17 protein-coding genes are annotated in these 16,139 nt (G+C 73.0%); 9 read left to right on the top strand and 8 right to left on the bottom strand.

The genetic code is table 11. From position 1 onward, the window contains the following. Position 1: 1 nt before the first annotated feature. Positions 2-1,039 carry a nitronate monooxygenase gene (locus EKG83_RS07140; protein WP_033427584.1) on the bottom strand — a complete coding sequence of 346 codons (1,038 nt, stop codon included), beginning with the start codon at positions 1,037-1,039 and terminating at the stop codon, positions 2-4. A 169-nt stretch (positions 1,040-1,208) separates the two neighbouring features. Here EKG83_RS07140 and EKG83_RS07135 point away from each other — a divergent pair, with 169 nt between their 5' ends. Then, a complete protein-coding gene (locus EKG83_RS07135) occupies positions 1,209-2,768 on the top strand; it encodes an alkaline phosphatase D family protein (RefSeq protein ID WP_051764380.1) in 1,560 nt (519 codons plus the stop codon). A gap of 51 nt (positions 2,769-2,819) precedes the next feature. Here EKG83_RS07135 and EKG83_RS07130 read toward each other — a convergent pair whose 3' ends face one another. Beyond that, positions 2,820-4,295, bottom strand: a complete 1,476-nt coding sequence (locus tag EKG83_RS07130; protein ID WP_033427790.1) for a chitinase — start codon at positions 4,293-4,295, stop codon at positions 2,820-2,822. 107 nt (positions 4,296-4,402) lie between these two features. On the opposite strand from EKG83_RS07130, the gene EKG83_RS07125 reads away from it, so the two are divergent. Together EKG83_RS07125 and EKG83_RS07120 are read left to right on the top strand one after the other, a co-directional pair. After that, complete coding sequence (locus EKG83_RS07125; protein WP_033427585.1) at positions 4,403-4,834, top strand: HD domain-containing protein; 432 nt, start codon at positions 4,403-4,405, stop codon at positions 4,832-4,834. Between the two features lie 153 nt (positions 4,835-4,987). Beyond that, entirely contained in the window at positions 4,988-5,209 is a 222-nt protein-coding gene (locus EKG83_RS07120) for a hypothetical protein (protein ID WP_033427586.1), read from the top strand. Positions 5,210-5,281: 72 nt separating this feature from the next. Here EKG83_RS07120 and EKG83_RS07115 read toward each other — a convergent pair whose 3' ends face one another. Together EKG83_RS07115 and lepA are read right to left on the bottom strand one after the other, a co-directional pair. After that, entirely contained in the window at positions 5,282-5,566 is a 285-nt protein-coding gene (locus tag EKG83_RS07115) for a hypothetical protein (protein ID WP_033427587.1), read from the bottom strand. A 117-nt stretch (positions 5,567-5,683) separates the two neighbouring features. Continuing rightward, positions 5,684-7,531 (bottom strand): translation elongation factor 4, encoded by a 1,848-nt coding sequence (gene lepA / locus EKG83_RS07110; RefSeq protein WP_033427588.1) that lies wholly within the window; start codon positions 7,529-7,531, stop codon positions 5,684-5,686. Positions 7,532-7,743: 212 nt separating this feature from the next. Here lepA and EKG83_RS07105 point away from each other — a divergent pair, with 212 nt between their 5' ends. Continuing rightward, complete coding sequence (locus EKG83_RS07105; RefSeq protein WP_033427589.1) at positions 7,744-8,178, top strand: type II toxin-antitoxin system PemK/MazF family toxin; 435 nt, start codon at positions 7,744-7,746, stop codon at positions 8,176-8,178. Here EKG83_RS07105 and EKG83_RS07100 read toward each other — a convergent pair. Next, complete coding sequence (locus tag EKG83_RS07100; RefSeq protein ID WP_033427590.1) at positions 8,175-8,867, bottom strand: hypothetical protein; 693 nt, start codon at positions 8,865-8,867, stop codon at positions 8,175-8,177. The two genes, EKG83_RS07105 and EKG83_RS07100, sit on opposite strands and share 4 nt — an antisense overlap. A 185-nt stretch (positions 8,868-9,052) precedes the next feature. Here EKG83_RS07100 and EKG83_RS07095 point away from each other — a divergent pair, with 185 nt between their 5' ends. After that, entirely contained in the window at positions 9,053-9,649 is a 597-nt protein-coding gene (locus EKG83_RS07095; protein ID WP_033427791.1) for a class I SAM-dependent methyltransferase, read from the top strand. Here the strand turns inward: EKG83_RS07095 and EKG83_RS07090 are convergent. Together EKG83_RS07090 and EKG83_RS07085 are read right to left on the bottom strand one after the other, a co-directional pair. Beyond that, positions 9,626-9,994 (bottom strand): VOC family protein, encoded by a 369-nt coding sequence (locus tag EKG83_RS07090; RefSeq protein WP_033427792.1) that lies wholly within the window; start codon positions 9,992-9,994, stop codon positions 9,626-9,628. The two genes, EKG83_RS07095 and EKG83_RS07090, sit on opposite strands and share 24 nt — an antisense overlap. Before the next feature lie 13 nt (positions 9,995-10,007). Further along, entirely contained in the window at positions 10,008-10,475 is a 468-nt protein-coding gene (locus EKG83_RS07085; protein ID WP_051764382.1) for a GNAT family N-acetyltransferase, read from the bottom strand. Between the two features lie 109 nt (positions 10,476-10,584). Here EKG83_RS07085 and EKG83_RS07080 point away from each other — a divergent pair, with 109 nt between their 5' ends. The 3 genes from EKG83_RS07080 to EKG83_RS07070 all read left to right on the top strand — a co-directional run bounded on the left by EKG83_RS07080 (position 10,585) and on the right by EKG83_RS07070 (position 12,788). Further along, complete coding sequence (locus EKG83_RS07080; protein ID WP_033427591.1) at positions 10,585-11,508, top strand: SPFH domain-containing protein; 924 nt, start codon at positions 10,585-10,587, stop codon at positions 11,506-11,508. Between the two features lies 1 nt (position 11,509). Next, positions 11,510-11,767, top strand: coding sequence for a hypothetical protein (locus EKG83_RS07075; RefSeq protein ID WP_033427592.1), 258 nt, complete (start codon positions 11,510-11,512; stop codon positions 11,765-11,767). A gap of 241 nt (positions 11,768-12,008) precedes the next feature. Beyond that, on the top strand, positions 12,009-12,788 hold the full coding sequence (locus EKG83_RS07070) for a VOC family protein (protein ID WP_033427794.1): 780 nt from the start codon (positions 12,009-12,011) through the stop codon (positions 12,786-12,788). Here EKG83_RS07070 and EKG83_RS07065 read toward each other — a convergent pair. Continuing rightward, positions 12,757-13,560, bottom strand: a complete 804-nt coding sequence (locus EKG83_RS07065) for a TSUP family transporter (RefSeq protein ID WP_033427593.1) — start codon at positions 13,558-13,560, stop codon at positions 12,757-12,759. The two genes, EKG83_RS07070 and EKG83_RS07065, sit on opposite strands and share 32 nt — an antisense overlap. A 268-nt stretch (positions 13,561-13,828) precedes the next feature. On the opposite strand from EKG83_RS07065, the gene EKG83_RS07060 reads away from it, so the two are divergent. Further along, positions 13,829-16,105, top strand: a complete 2,277-nt coding sequence (locus EKG83_RS07060; RefSeq protein ID WP_033427594.1) for a glycoside hydrolase family 3 N-terminal domain-containing protein — start codon at positions 13,829-13,831, stop codon at positions 16,103-16,105. Positions 16,106-16,139: the final 34 nt, after the last annotated feature.

Raw genomic sequence — 16,139 nt, 5'->3', positions numbered from 1 at the left:
CCTACCCCGGCGGGATGCGCGTGTTGGCGACGGAAAGTGCTTGGCGCGCCTCGGAAACGAGCCGCCGCACCACCTCGGCGGCCGGGGCCGGTCGGACCAGCGGGTAGGTCTGCCCGGCCCACAGCGACATCAGCTCCGGGTCGCCGGTCGCGCGCACCGGCCTGGTCAGGTGGTGCACCTCGGGGTAGGCGGCGGGCGCGTGGTCGGCGTTGTCGGTGAGGAAGCGGTTGACCAGGCCGCGCGCCGGGCGACCGCTGAACGCCCTGGTCAGCGCCGTGCGGCGGGTGCCGTCGGCGAGGGCCTGGCGGTGGGCGGGCGCCGTGCCGGCCTCCGGGGTGGTCAGGAACGCGGTGCCGAGCTGGGCGGCCGCGGCGCCGGCGACCAGGACCGCGGCGACGTCCGCGCCGTGCACCAGGCCGCCGGTGGCGATCAGCGGCAGGTCGACCCGGTCGCGGACCAGCCGCAGGGCGGCCAGCACGCCGAGCAGCTCGCCGCCGCCGGGTGAGACGCCGTCGTCCGCGAACGTGCCGCGGTGCCCGCCCGCGTCGACGCCCTGCACGCACAGGGCGTCCGCGCCGACCCGGGCCGCCTGCTCCGCCTCCTGCGGGGTGGTGACCGTGACCACGACCGCGGCGTCGGCGGCGTGCAGGCGGTTGACGTCCTCGGCGGTGGGCAGGCCGAAGGTGAACGAGACGACCGGCACGCGCAACGCCATGACCAGTTCGAGCTTGGCCGCGTAGGAGTCGTCGTCCCACCGCGGCTCACCGGGCTCGACCGGCGACTGCCCCCGCACCCGCTCCCGGTAGTCCGTGAAGTCCACCGCGGCCCGGGGCCCCGGCACGAACAGGTTGACCCCGAAGGGCCGGTCGGTCAGCGCCGCGGTGGCACCGACCTGCTCGGCGACCGCCTCGACCGACTGGTAGCCGGCCGCCAGGAACCCCATCCCCCCGGCACCCCCGACCGCCGCCACCAGCTCCGGCGTCGACACCCCACCGGCCATCGGCGCGGCGATCACAGGCACTTCCAGCCGCTCGAACATGCCCCGACCCTAACCCCCCGCACACCGGCCCAGAGCCCCCAGCCCGCGCGAGTCGAACGTCCAGGACCCCCGTGTCGAACGTTCGGGACCGGTGAACCCGACGTTCGGGGTTGCCCGCCGGCGGGACGGAGGGCGGCGACGGCGGTCACTCGATGGGTTGAATGGCGGCATGCCCCACACCCACCCGCGCCGGAACGCGTTGCGGCTCGGCGCGTTCGCCGGCGTCGCGCTGCTCGCACCCGCCCTCCCCGCGTCGGCCGCCGGGGCCGGCGACGGCCCGTTCCGCCACGGCGTCGCCTCCGGCGACCCGCTGCCCGACCGCGTGGTGCTGTGGACCCGCGTCACGCCCACGGAGGACAGCGCGCCCGGCTCGGGCGCAGGCCCCGTCGCGGCGGTCGGCTACGAGGTGGCGTCGGACGCCGGTTTCCGGCACGTGGTCCGGCGGGGCGGGGTCGTCACCGGGCCCGAGCGCGACCACACCGTCAAGGTGGACGTCACGGGCCTGCGGCCCGACCGCTGGTACTTCTACCGCTTCACCTTCCGCGGCGGGCACTCCCCGACGGGCCGCACCCGCACCGCGCCCGCCCACCACGCCGAGGTCGCCGGCCTGCGGTTCGGCGTCGTCTCGTGCTCCAGCTGGGTCGCGGGCCACTTCGCCGCCTACCGGCACCTCGCCGAGCGCGACGACCTGGACGCGGTGGTGCACCTCGGCGACTACCTGTACGAGGACTACGTGGGCACCCGGCACCGCACCCACGAACCGCCGCACGAGGCCGTCTCGCTCACCGACTACCGGGTCCGCCACGCCCAGTACAAGACCGACCCCGACCTGCGGGCCCTGCACGCCGCCTACCCGTGGATCATCACCTGGGACGACCACGAGTGGGCCGAGAACTCGTGGGCCGGCGGGGCGAACGGCCACGACGAGGCCACCGAAGGTCCGTGGCGGCAGCGCAAGGCGGCGGCCCTGCGCGCCTACCGCGAGTGGATGCCCGTGCGCCTGGACGGCGACCGCATCCACCGCCGCCTGCGCTTCGGCACGCTCGCCGAGCTGACCATGCTCGACCTGCGCTCCTACCGCAGCGAGCAGGTCGACGAGGGCCGGGTGGACGACCCGGCCCGCACCATGACCGGCCCGGAGCAGATGGCGTTCCTGCGCGAGGGCCTGCTGAACCCCGAGGTGCGCTGGAAGCTGGTCGGCAACTCCGTGATCTTCTCGCCGCTGCTGCTCCCGGCCACCCCGCAGGCGGGCGCGGTCGCCGAGCTGGTCGGGCCGACGATCAACAACGACCAGTGGGACGGCTACCGGCACGAGCGGCGCGAGCTGGTCGCCCTGCTCGCCGAGCACGACGTGCGCGACACCGTCTTCCTCACCGGCGACGTGCACAGCTCGTGGGCGTTCGACGTGCCGGTCGACGAGGCGCTGTACCCGCTGACCGGAACGGTGGCCACGGAGCTGGTCGTGCCGTCCGTCACCTCCGACAACATCGACGAACTGCTGGGCGTGCCGCCGCGCACCGCCTCGTTGGCGCTGGAGACCGCCCTGCACGGCCTCAACCGGCACCTGCGGTTCGTGGAGCTGGACTCCCACGGCTACGCGGTGCTGGAGGTGGGCCCGGAGCGGGTGCGGATGGACTGGTGGTTCCTCGCCGAGCGGACCGACCCGGGGTCGGCCGCGACGCTCGCCAAGACCGCGTACGTCGAGTCGGGCGCCCAGCGGATCAGCTGAGCAGCGGTGCCGCCCCCTCCGACGGCGCCGGAGGGGGCGGCACCCGCCGTGCTACGGCAGGGTGTCCAGGTGCGGTGCGACGGTGTTGGCGAACTGCCAGTTGTTGGCCGCGTCCCAGTTGATCGACCACGTCATCGCGCCGCGGATGCCGGGCCAGGTCTGGGAGGGCTTGAACGAACCGCAGTTCGTGCCCTTGGCCAGGCAGTTGAGCGCCGCGTTGACGTTGGCGGGCGACTGGTAGCCGCCGCCCGCCGCGGCACCCGTGGCGGGCAGGCCCAGGCCGACCTGGTCGGGGCGCAGGCCGTTCTGGAGCTGGATGCAGGCCAGCGCGACCAGGAAGTCCACCGTGCCCTGGGCGTAGACCTTCTGGTCGCAGCCGAGCATGGTGCCGGAGTTGTAGAACTGCATGTTGACCACCGTGAGGATGTCCTTCACGGCCAGCGCCAGCTTGAAGTACTCCTGCTGGGTGGACTGCATGTCGATGGTCTGCGGCGCCATGGTGATGACCCGGCCGCCGGCGGCGTGGATGCCGCGCAGCGCCTGCGCCATGTAGGTGGAGTTGACGCCGTTCTCCAGGTCGATGTCCACGCCGTCGAAGCCGTAGTTCGCGATCAGCTGCTTGACGCTGTTGGCGAAGTTGGTGGCGGCGGTGGAGTTGCCGACGCTGATCGTGCCCTTCTCGCCGCCGACCGAGATGATCACCTTCTGGCCGCGCGACTGGAGCGTGCGCACGTCGGCCTTGAACTGGGCGTCGGTGTAGCCGCCGAGCTTGCTCGACAGGGTCGGGTCCAGGGTGAACGCGACCGCGCCGGGCGTGGTGGTGGCGTCGGCGAACGCGACGGCCACGACGTCGTAGGTGGTCGGCACGTCGGCCAGCTTGAGCACCCGCGAGCCGTTGTCGAAGTTGTGCCAGTAGCCGGTGAGCAGGTGCTTGGGCAGCGCCGGTCCCGGCTGGTTGGACGTCGTCGTCGTGGTGGTCGTGGTGGTGGTCGTCGTGGTCGTCGTCGTGGTGGTGGTGCTCGTCGGCGGGGTGCCCGGACCGTCGAGGCTCACGTCGTCGGCGTAGAAGGTGGGCTGGCCGTACCAGCCGTGCACGTAGACGGTGACGCTGGTGCTCGCGCCGGTGGTGAAGTCGATGGCCAACTGGGTGAAGCCCGTCGAACCGGGCGACCAGGTGCTCTTGTCACCGCTGCCGGTGCCGGTCACGCCCAGGTACACGTAGCTGCCCTGCACCCACGCGCTGAGCTTGTAGGCGGTGTTCGGCTGCACGGTGATCGTCTGCGAGCAGCGGGCGTTGTCCGTGCCCGCCGGGGTGCCGGCCAGGGCGTGCGTGCCGCTGCGCTTGGTCGTGGTCACCACGCTCGTGGCGGCGCTGCACGTCCAGCCGCCCGTGTTGCCCGAGTCGAACCCGGGGTTGGCGACCAGGTTGGCCGCCGACGCGCTGCCCGCGACCACCAGGGTCAGGCCCGCGATCGCCAGCAGGCCCGCCACCAGCGCGCCAAGCGCGCGTCTCGTCCTCGAAGCCACGTCCACCTCCACGTTCTCGTCGGCGGCCTCAGCCCAGCTCAGGTGACGCGGGCCACTCGAAAATGGACTAGACCAATGGCACTTGTCAAGGGTGTGAACATGGTCCGGTGACGTTCACCGTTGATGACGCCATCCGGATCGCGCGCGACGCCCACGCCGGCCAGGTCGACAAGTCCGGTCACCCCTACATCGGCCACCCGCTGCGCGTGATGGCCGGGGTGTCCGGCGACCACGCGCGCATGGCGGCCGTGCTGCACGACGTCGTCGAGGACACTTCCGTCACGGCGGACGACCTGCTGGCGGCGGGCTGCCCGGCGGCGGTCGTGCGGACCGTGCTGGCGCTGAGCCACCGCGACGGCGAGGCGCAGGAGGACTACCTGGCGCGGGTGCGGGCGGACCCGGTCGCGGTCGAGGTGAAGCGCGCGGACATCGCCGACAACACCTCGCCGCCCCGCATGGCGCTGCTCGACCAGGCCACCCGGGACCGCCTGCGGGCCAAGTACGCGCGGGCGCTCGACCTCCTCGACGGCGGGCGGTGAGGGTGGCGTTACCGGCGTGACGCGTGCGCGCGGTGATCGGTCGACCACCGGTAACAGTTGCGGCGGACGTCACGTCAAAATCAACTGCGCAGGGCTCTGACGTGCGGCATCATAGAGGTGAACCGATACAGAGAGATCGACCCGAAAGGCGACATGACGAACCCTCTGAAGACCGTTCGCACGTACTTCGCCACGCGGCGCGCCATCCGCAAGCGGGAAGCGGAACTGGAGCGCGAGCTGGCCACCTACAACACCCCGAGCGCCCGGATGGACATGGAGGCGATCCTCGCCCGCCACTCCGGCCACGAGGCCCGGGAGCTCGAAGCGATCCTCCGCCGGCACGCGGTGGACAGGCTGCTCCGCAACTACAGCTGAGCCGGCCGGCCCTTTCGAGGACCTTCAGGACAGGGGCGTCCTGGAGGTCCTTTCGTCATTTCGGGGAGGACCTCAGGGCCGAGTGGCCCAGGTGCCCGGCAGGGCCGCGGCGGCCAGGTCCTCGCGCCGGGCCACCAGCACATCGGGGTGCGGCTCGGTCACCTCCGTCACCACGGCGAGCGGGCCGACCAGCACCTCCACCCCCTCCGGGCACACCCCCTCCGGGCACACCCCCTCCGGGCACACCGCGTCCAGCCGGATGGCGAGTCGCAGCAGCGCCTTCTGGTGCACGACGCCGGGCATCGGCCCCGTGAACAGCACCTCGCCGACGCGCTCGCAACGCTTGCTCCAGATCATCGCGCCCCTCCTCCGGTCCGGTGCGCCAACCACCCCGGAGAAGCCCGCCAAGAACAGCGATCCCCGCCGACCGGTCACCCGCGGGTGTTCCGATCGACGGGGACGGTACCGCCGGTCCTACTTCTTGCCCTTGTCCTTGCCGCCGGAGTCGTCGGTGGACAGCGCGGCGACGAATGCCTCCTGGGGCACCTCGACCCGGCCGACCATCTTCATCCGCTTCTTGCCCTCCTTCTGCTTCTCCAGCAGCTTGCGCTTGCGGGTGATGTCACCGCCGTAGCACTTGGCCAGCACGTCCTTGCGGATCGCGCGGATCGTCTCGCGGGCGATCACGCGCGAGCCGATGGCCGCCTGGATGGGCACCTCGAACTGCTGCCGCGGGATCAGCTCGCGCAGCTTGGCCGCCATCTTGGTGCCGTAGTTGTAGGCGTGGTCCTTGTGGATGATCGCGCTGAACGCGTCCACCGCCTCGCCCTGCAGCAGGATGTCGACCTTGACCAGCTCGGAGCTCTGCTCGCCCGACTCCTCGTAGTCCAGCGAGGCGTACCCGCGGGTGCGGGACTTCAGCGAGTCGAAGAAGTCGAAGATGATCTCGCCCAGCGGCATCGTGTAGCGCAGCTCGACGCGGTCCTCGGACAGGTAGTCCATCCCGCCCAGCTGGCCGCGCTTGGCCTGGCACAGCTCCATGATCGCGCCGATGTAGTCGCTGGGCGCGATGATCGTGCACTTGGTGACCGGCTCGTACACCTCGGCCCGCTTGCCCTCGGGCCAGTCGGACGGGTTGGTCACCACGTGCTCGGAGCCGTCCTCCATCACCACGCGGTAGACCACGTTCGGCGCGGTGGAGATCAGGTCCAGGTTGAACTCGCGCTCCAGCCGGTCCCGGGTGATCTCCAGGTGCAGCAGTCCCAGGAAGCCGCAGCGGAAGCCGAAGCCCAGGGCCGCGGACGTCTCCGGCTCGAAGGTCAGCGCGGCGTCGTTGAGCTGCAGCTTCTCCAGCGCCTCGCGCAGCACCGGGTAGTCCGAGCCGTCCACCGGGTACAGGCCGGAGTAGACCATCGGCTTGGGCTCGCGGTACCCGGCCAGCGGCTCGGTCGCGCCCTTCTTCTCCCACGTGACGGTGTCGCCGACCTTGGACTGGCGCACGTCCTTCACGCCGGTGATCAGGTAGCCCACCTCGCCGACGCCGAGCCCGCGGCTGGGCTTGGGCTCGGGCGAGATGATGCCGACCTCCAGCAGCTCGTGCGTGGCGCCGGTGGACATCATCCGGATCCGCTCGCGCGGGGTGATCTTGCCGTCGACCACGCGGATGTAGGTGACCACGCCGCGGTAGGTGTCGTAGACCGAGTCGAAGATCATCGCGCGGGCGGGCGCGTCCGCCTCGCCGACCGGCGCCGGGATGCGGCGCACGACCTCGTCGAGCAGGTCGCCGACGCCCACGCCGGTCTTGGCCGAGACGCGCAGCACCTCCTCGGGCTCGCAGCCGACGATGTGCGCGAGCTCCTTGGCGTACTTCTCCGGGTCCGCCGCGGGCAGGTCGATCTTGTTCAGCACCGGGATGATGGTGAGGTCGTTCTCCATCGCCAGGTACAGGTTGGCCAGCGTCTGCGCCTCGATGCCCTGCGCGGCGTCGACCAGCAGGATCGTCCCCTCGCACGCCTCCAGCGCCCGGGACACCTCGTAGGTGAAGTCGACGTGGCCCGGCGTGTCGATCATGTGCAGCACGTGGTCCTGCCCGTCCAGCTGCCAGGGCAGCCGGACGTTCTGCGCCTTGATCGTGATGCCGCGCTCGCGCTCGATGTCCATGCGGTCGAGGTACTGCGCGCGCATCGCCCGCTCCTCGACGACGCCGGTGAGCTGCAACATGCGGTCGGCCAGCGTCGACTTGCCGTGGTCGATGTGCGCGATGATGCAGAAGTTCCGGATCAGCTCCGGAGGCGTGAACGTCTGGTCGGCGAACGTGGTCACTCAGGGTCCTCGCACGTGAAAGACGGGGGAATCGCCCCATTCTCTCACGTCACCGGGCCCGGGCGTGCCGCGCCGGGGTGTTCCGGGCCGCCGGACCCCCGGGGCGACCACCTCCCCCACCTGCGGGGTCCCGACCGGGACCGCCGTCCGCGCGTGTCGTGCGTCACGTCCCCGTTCGGCCGACGGGCCGCGTCCTCACTAGGCTGCCCGCCGTGCACGACAACGGTGAAGACCCCCGCCCGGACCGGGGCGCGGTGCGCGAGGTCCACTCGGCCACCGCCGCGGCGACCCTGGAGTACTCCCCCGACCTCGACGGCCTGGCCGACCCGGGCGAGGTGGTGTGGGCGTGGGTGCCCTTCGAGGAGGACCCCGACCGCGGCAAGGACCGGCCGCTGCTGGTCGTGGGCAGGCGCGGCCGCGCCCTGCTGGCGCTGATGCTGACCAGCAAGCCGCCCGCCGGGCGCGAGGCCGACGACTGCCTGGACCTGGGCTCGGGTCGCTGGGACCGCGACGGCAGGCGCTCCTACGCGCGCCTGGACCGGGTCTTCGAGCTGGCCGAGGACGACATCCGGCGCGAGGGCTCGGTGCTGGAGCCGGAGCGGTTCTCGCTGGTGGTGACCGCGCTGCGCCGGCTGGGCTGGAACTAGGTCAGGGTGCTCTGCTCGACGTCCTCCATCCGGGCGTAGAGGACCACCTCGTTGACCTCCAGCTCGTTGATCAGCCGCAGGGCCGTGACGATGCCGTGGCCGACCAGCTCGCCCGCGACCTCGCCGTACTCGACCTGGACCACGGTGTTGCCCGCGCGGTCGTCGTGGGCGGCGCCGGTCGGGTCGGTCCACGTGCCCTCGGCGCTGATCTCGGTGGCGGCCTCGCGGACGAACTCGAACACCGGCAGCTTGGCCCGCGGCACGGTCAGGCTCAGCAGCTCGCGCTGCACCCGGTCGGGCGACCCGCTGTACAGCAGGGCGTGCAGCACGTCCTTGGCGCGGGCCAGCAGGTCCTCGCCGGCGGGCGTGCGGTGCTCCGGCCCCAGCAGCGGGCCGCCCTTGGCCGGCGGGTCCACCAGGTACCCCTCCAGGACCAGCCGCTCCCGGTCGTAGCCGTGGTGGGCGGCGGTGAAGTCGGCCAGCACCGCCTCGGTCAGCTCGACCGCGCTCACCCGGTGCGGCGCGGTGGCGGGCGCGGGCGGCGGCAGGGGCAGCCCCTGGCACGCGACCAGGTGGTCGAGCAGCCGCTCCACCAGCCACTCCACCGGCTGGGCGCGCAGGTGGTCGCGCAGCTCCGCCCGCAGGCCGGCGGCGGCCTCGGCGCGGGCGCGCCGGATCACCTCGTCCATGCCGGGACGCTAGCGCCCCTCCACCCCCTACCCGCCGGTCGTCATCCGAACAGGGGCCGGCGGCCACGCGAACGGCCGAGCCCGTTCGACTTCGGGTGCGCGGGGTCGTGCCGGGGGAACATCCCGAGCCCCGCTCAGGGCGATCCCCGATGCGCCGGCGGCGCCCGGTCACGACCCTGGAGGACATGGCGAACAACCTGATGAAGGCGTTGGACGCGGCGTTCGGCCACCCGCGCGGCAAGGTCGGCGAGCTGGGCGGCCGGGTGATGGCCAGGCTGAACGCGAAGGCCGAGGAGCACGCGGTCGAGGTGGCCGCCCCGACCGCCGAGGAGGTCGTGCTGGTGCTCGGCCCCGGGCCCGGCGTGGGCCTGAAGCTGGTCGGCGAGCGCGCCCTCAAGGCGATCGGCGTGGACCCGTCGCAGGTGATGCTGGCCGAGGCGCGCGACCGGTGCGCCGAGCTGATCGTGGCCGGCCGGGTCGAGCTGCGCGAGGGCGCGGCCGCGCGCACCGGGCAGCCGGAGTCGTCGGTGGACGTGGTGGTCTCGGTGAACAACCTCCAGCTGTGGGGCAACCGGGCGGCCGCGTTCCACGAGCTGCGGCGGGTGCTGCGGCCGGGCGGGCGGCTGGTGGTGTCGGTGCACCGGATGGTGCTGGACACCTCGGAGTTCGACCTGATCCGGGAGGCGGAGCAGGCCGGGTTCGCCAACGTGCGCACGTCGCTGCACCAGTACGGCGGCGTGGTGCCGCCGGCCGTGCAGCTACTGGCGGACGTCCCGGCGTAGCGGGTGCCCGGCCGGGACTTCGACGAGCACGATCCGCCGCCCGTCCGGGTCGGCGACCCACATCTCGTCCAGGCCCCACGGCTCGCGCCGCGCGGGCCGGACGACGTGGTCGGCCAGGTCCGCCGCGGCGGCACCGAGGTCGCGGACCTGGAGCCACAGCTGCGTGGCCCCGGTCGCGGGCTCCTCCCCGGTGCCCGCCACCTCCAGGAAGCCGCCGCCGAGGAAGAACACCGTGCCGCCGGGGAACTCCCGGTGCACGGCCAGGCCGAGCACGTCCCGGTAGAACGCGCGGGCGCGCTCGGGGTCCGCCGAGCGGACCAGCACGCGGCTGCTCAGGATCTCCACGCCCACCAGCGGATCACAGGTGCAGGTCGCGCGCCATCCGCACGTGCGCGGGCGCCTCGTCGGTGCGGCCGACCTCGCGCCAGCCGTGCGCGGTGTAGAACGCCCGCGCGCGCTCGTTCCCGGCGAACACGTCGAGCCGGGCGGTGGTGAGGCCGAGGCCGCGCAGCTCCGCCAGGGCCGCCTCGTGCAGCGCGTGCCCGACGCCCCTGCCCCAGTGAGCCGGGTCGACCTGGAGCTGCAGCAGCTCGCCGTCCGGGGTGACCAGCGCGAAGCCGACCGGCCCGCCGTCCAGGTCGGCGCACAGCCACACCCGGCCGGGCCTGGTGAAGTCGTAGCCGGTGGCACGGATCGCCCGCTCCCAGTCGGCCAGCTCCTCCTCGGGCAGGTACCCCTCGTAGTAGCTGCGGCGGGCCCGGACGTGGACGTCGACGAGCGGCCACCTGTCGTCCGCGCGCGGCGCCCGCACCGTGATGGTCTCCACGCCTCCAGTGACGCGCCACCACCTCCCCGGTTGCCCGGGCGCCGTTTGCCCGCCCTTGGAAAAAGTGATATCACTTTGCTAAGCAAGAGATATGACCTGAGGGGTGGAGATGGACACAGCGGTGGACGTGGCCGTGCGGATGCCGACGCCCGCGGTGCGCGAGCGCGAGGCCAAGCACGTGTCGGGGTGGGCGGCGCTCGCCGTCCTGCTGGTGATGATCCTGGCGGGCGTCGCGCTGATCGTGCTGGGCTCGATCCCGGGCGACGACGGCCCGAGCGTGCCCGCGATCGTCGGCGGCTCGCTGCTGGTCGCGGGCGGCAGCATCGCCGCGGGCGGCCTGTTCACCGTCGCGCCCGGCGAGGCGCGCGTGCTGCAGTTCGTGGGCAGCTACATCGGCACGGTGCGGCAGGACGGCATGCGGTGGGCCAACCCGTTCGCCACCAAGGCGAAGGTGTCGACCAGGATCCGCAACCACGAGACCGCGGTGCTGAAGGTCAACGACGCCGACGGCAACCCGATCGAGATCGCCGCCGTGGTGGTGTGGCAGGTCGAGGACACCGCGCGGGCGAAGTTCGAGGTGGACGACTTCGTGCGGTTCGTGGGCATCCAGACCGAGACCGCGGTGCGGCACATCGCGACCAGCTACCCGTACGACAACCACGAGGAGGCCGGGCTGTCGCTGCGGGAGAACGCCGACGAGATCACCGAGACGCTGTCGCTGGAGATCGCGGCCCGCGTGCAGTCGGCCGGGGTGAACGTCATCGAGTCGCGCCTGACGCACCTGGCCTACGCTCCGGAGATCGCGCAGGCGATGCTCCAGCGCCAGCAGGCGGGCGCGGTGGTCGCGGCGCGGACCCGGATCGTGGAGGGCGCGGTCGGCATGGTCGAGCTGGCGCTGGCCAGGCTGGCCGAGCAGGACGTGGTGGAACTGGACGAGGAGCGCAAGGCGGCGATGGTGTCGAACCTGCTGGTCGTGCTGTGCGGTGAGCGATCGACGCAACCGGTGGTCAACGCCGGATCGCTGTACCACTGACTTGGCCGAGCGCAAGGGCGTCCTGCTGCGCCTCGACCCGGCGGTGCACGACGCTCTGGTGAGGTGGGCCAACGACGAGCTGCGCAGCACCAACGCGCAGATCGAGTTCCTGCTGCGCAGGGCGCTCGCCGAAGCGGGCCGCCTGCCCTCGGGCACGGGGGCCCAGCCCAAGCGCGGGCGGCCGCGCAAGTCCGGGGCGGGGGCGGAGACCGGGGCGGGCGCCGGGTCGGAGTCGGACGCCGAACGGGACACCGGTTAGCGGGAACCGGGTCGGCAGAGGGCCGGGACGTCGGCCGCGCGGGTGGCGCGCGAGCCGGGGCGACGTCCCGCCAATGCGGTGCCCCCGCCGGGATCACCCACCGATCACCCCGTCCCCGGACCGCCTCGCCACCAGGCCGCCGACCTCCCACAACCCCCGGCCACCGGGCGGGCCGAGGACGCGGCTCCGCCAACCGTTGATCGACTCGCGGGTGGCGTGACCCGGTGCGAACGTGGACGCCGTGACCGACGTCAACGAGCCGTACGCACCGGGCACGCCCGCGTGGGTGGACATGATGACCACCGACCGCGAGGCCACGATGGCCTTCTACGGCGGCCTGTTCGGCTGGGACTTCGAGATCGGCGGCCCCGAGACCGGTCACTACACCAACGCCCTGGTGCGCGGGCGCCCCGTGGCCGGGTTCGGCGAGATGCCGCCGGACGCGATGTTCCCCGTGGTGTGGACGACCTACCTGGCCACCGACGACCTGGACGAGTCGCTGTCGGCACTGCGGTCGGAGGGCGGCAAGGTGCTCGTGCCGACGTTCGACACCGGCGGCCCGGGGCGCGGGGCGATCGCGGTCGACCCGACCGGCGCCGCGTTCGGGCTGTGGGAGGCGGGCACGCACATCGGCGCGTACGCGGTCAACGAGCCGGGCGCGGTGGTGTGGAACGAACTGGCCACCCGGGACCCGTTCGGCGCGGCGGAGTTCTACCAGCGGGTGTTCGGCGTCGAGCCCGACCCGCTGCCCGACCTCCCGTACACCCGGTTCCGGGTGGGCGGCCGGGTGGTGGCCGGGGTGCTCGGGATGGCCGACGAGATCCCGGTGGAGATCCCGGCGCACTGGATGACCTGCTTCGCGGTGCCCGACGCGGAAGCGGCGGCCCGGCGGGCGTCCGAGCTGGGCGGCGTGGCCGTCGGCGAGGTGGCCGAGTCGCGGCTCGGCCGGTTCGCCACCATCGGCGACCCGATGGGCGCGACGTTCCGCGTCATCCAACCACCGCCTTCCACCCCAGGCTGACCACCAGCGCCACCACCACGGTGAGGAACACCCGGCGGACGAACGACGACCCGCGCCGGACCGCGAGCCGGGCCCCGAGCACCGCACCGGTCACGTTGCACACCGCGAGCACCGCGCCCAGCCCCCACAGCACCTTGCCCGCCGGGATGAAGTACAGCAGGGCGCCCAGGTTCGTGGCGACGTTGACGACCTTCGCCGTCGCCGAGGCGCGCAGGAACGCGAAGCCGACCAGGCCGACCAGCAGGAAGACCAGGAACGCCCCGGTGCCCGGCCCGGCCAGGCCGTCGTAGAAGCCGATCAGCGCCCCGCCGAGCGCCATCACCCCGACCTGGGCGACCCGCGTGAACCGGGGCGCCTCGGCCACCCCCAGCGCCGGCTTGCGCCACGTGTAGACGCCGACGGCGACCAGGGCGACGAGCACCACGCCGTTGAGCACCCCGGGCGCCAGCGCACCCGCGAACGCCGCCCCGCCGGTGGCCCCGCCGAACGCGGCCAACGCCATGGGGAGCGCGGCGGCCCAGTCGATCGGCGTCTGCCGGGCGTAGGTCCGCACCGCGGCGGCCGTGCCCACCACGGAAGCGATCTTGTTGGTGGCCAGCGCGTACAACGGCTGCCCGCCGGGCGCGACCAGGAGCAGGGCGGGCACCTGGATCAACCCGCCGCCCCCCACCACCGCGTCGACCGCCCCCGCGAGCGCGGCGGCCAGGCAGAGGAACAACAAGGCGGCGAGGGAGACGTGCCCGAAACCGGGCCAGTCGAGTGGGACGTTCACTCGAACAGCGTAATAGGACGAGCGTACTGCTTTTACGGCACTCCCGGCCGCCACCTCCAGCCCCCGCCTTCCACCCCCTTCCGCGGCCCTCCGCCCCGCGGGCCCCTTCCCCAGGCCGCCCACCACCGGTACGCCCCCTCCCCACCCTCCTTCGTCTTTCCGCTGTTCAAGCCCCTGGGAGCGCTCCCAAATGCTCCGTTCGGCCCTGTCGTGAGACATGTCACACAGCCAGGGTTGGTCCGGGTCCCGTTCCCCAGGAGGTTCCTCGATGTGGAGATCCCGCAAGCGCACCGCGGCGGCCGCGCTGGCCACGCTGGCCCTGCTAGCCACCGGAGCTCATGCCAGCGGCGTCGCGGAACCCCGCGGCCCGCACTACCAGGACGCCCGCGCCCCGGTCGAGCGGCGCGTGGACGACCTCCTGCGGCGCATGACACCGGAGGAGAAGGTCGGCCAGATGACCCAGATCAGGCTGGGCAAGCTGCGCGGCGACTGCGAGTGGACCCCCGGTCCGCTGCGCGAGGACTGCATGAAGGCCGTGCTGGACGACGCGGAGGTCGGCTCCGTCCTGTCCGGTGGCGGTGACACGCCGAACCCGAACACGCCCCGCGCGTGGGCCGAGATGACCAACGAGATCCAGCGGTACGCGATGGACCGCAGTCGCCTGCGCATCCCGCTGATCTACGGCGCGGACGGCGTGCACGGTCACTCGAACGTGGTCACCGCGACGATGTTCCCGCACCAGATCGGCCTCGGCGCGACGTGGCACCCGGAACTGATGGAGGACCTGGGCAGGTCGACCGGGCGGGCCATGCGCGCCACCGGCGTGTTCTGGAACTTCGCGCCGGTGTCCGACCTGGCCCGTGACACCCGGTGGGGTCGCTACTACGAGACCTACAGCGAGGACCCGGTGCTGGCGGGCGCGCTGGCGGCGGCGAACGTGCGCGGTCAGCAGGACGGCGCCGACGGCACCGCGAAGCTCGCCGCGACCGCCAAGCACTTCGCGGGCTACTCCCAGCCGTTCAACGGCCACGACCGCGCGCCCGCGCAGTTGCCGATCCGGTACCTCCAGGACACCGTGCTGCCCCCGTTCCAGGCGCAGTTCGACGCGGGCGTGCGCACCGTGATGATCAACTCCGGTGCGGTGAACGGCGTGCCCGCGCACGCGTCGCCCTACCTGCTGACCGAGCAGCTGCGGGAGCGGATGGGCTTCCGGGGCGTGGCGATCAGCGACTGGGCCGACATCCAGTACCTGGTGGACCGCTACCACGTGGCGGCGGACTACCAGGAGGCCATCGCGATGGCGGTGAACGCGGGCGTGGACATGGCCATGGAGCCGTCGAACGCGGCGGAGTTCACCCGGGGGCTGCTGGCGAACCTGCGCAGCGGCGCGATCAGCGGCAAGCGGATCGACCAGGCGGTGCGGCGCATCCTGACGCTGAAGTTCGAGCTGGGCCTGTTCGAGAAGCCGTTCGTGGACCCGGCGCGGGCCGACGCGATCGTCAACGGGGCCGACCGACCGCTGGCCCGGCAGGCCGCCGCCGAGAGCGTGGTGCTGCTGCGCAACGAGGGCGTGCTGCCCCTGTCGACCGGCGCGCGCAAGCTCGTGGTGACCGGCGACGCGGCCGACTCGGTGCCCCGCCAGCTCGGCGGCTGGACCGTGGGCTGGCAGGGCGTGCCGGCCGGGTCGCCGCTGCCGCCGACCACCACGGTGCTCCAGGGCGTCCGGGCCGCCGTCCCGACCGCGAACGTGGTCTCCGCCCCGACCCGGGCCGACGCCGTCGCCCAGGCCGCCGACTCGGACGCCGTGGTCGTCGTGCTGGGCGAGGATCCGGGCGCGGAGGGCGAGGCCGACACCGAGTCGCCCGCCCTGACCGCCGAGCAGCAGGGCCTGGTGGACGCGGTGCGCGCGACCGGCAAGCCGGTGGTCGTGGTCCTGCTCACCGGGCGCCCGCAGGTGCTGGGCACGGTGGCGGACGCGCCCGCGCTGCTCGCCGGCTGGCTGCCCGGCTCGGAGGGCGGCAGCGCGATCGCCGACGTGCTGTTCGGCGCGGTGAACCCCAGCGGCAGGCTGCCGGTGTCGTGGCCCAAGACGGTCGGCGACCAGCCGTTCACCTACGACCAGCCGCGCGGCGCGAACGTGGGCGAGAGCTCGGACTACGACCCGGCCTTCGCCTTCGGCCACGGGCTGTCCTACACGGACTTCACCACCTCCGCACCGGTCCTGAAGTCGACGGACGTGCGCCGCGACGGCCGGGTGGAGGTGTCGGTGACGGTGACCAACACCGGCGCCCGCGACGGCACCCTGGTGCTGCCGGTGTACGTGCACCAGCCGGTCAGCAAGGTGCTCACCCCGGACCGGCGCCTGGTGGCCTTCACCCGGGTGGCGCTGAAGGCGGGCGAGCAGCGCGCGGTGCAGGTGTCGTTCGACGTCAAGCGCCTCGCGGTGACCGCGGGTGACATGGACGACACGGGCAGGCCCGAGGTGGCGAAGGGTGGCTACGAGGTGCTGGTCGGCGACGGGAGGGCCGGTTTCGCGGTGCGGTGAGCAGCCCTGATATCGTGGACGGCCGTACCGCGCG

Source organism: Saccharothrix syringae (assembly GCF_009498035.1).
In the GTDB taxonomy this organism is placed as follows: Bacteria; Actinomycetota; Actinomycetes; order Mycobacteriales; family Pseudonocardiaceae; genus Actinosynnema; species Actinosynnema syringae.
This window is presented reverse-complemented; position numbering and strand designations above follow the sequence as displayed.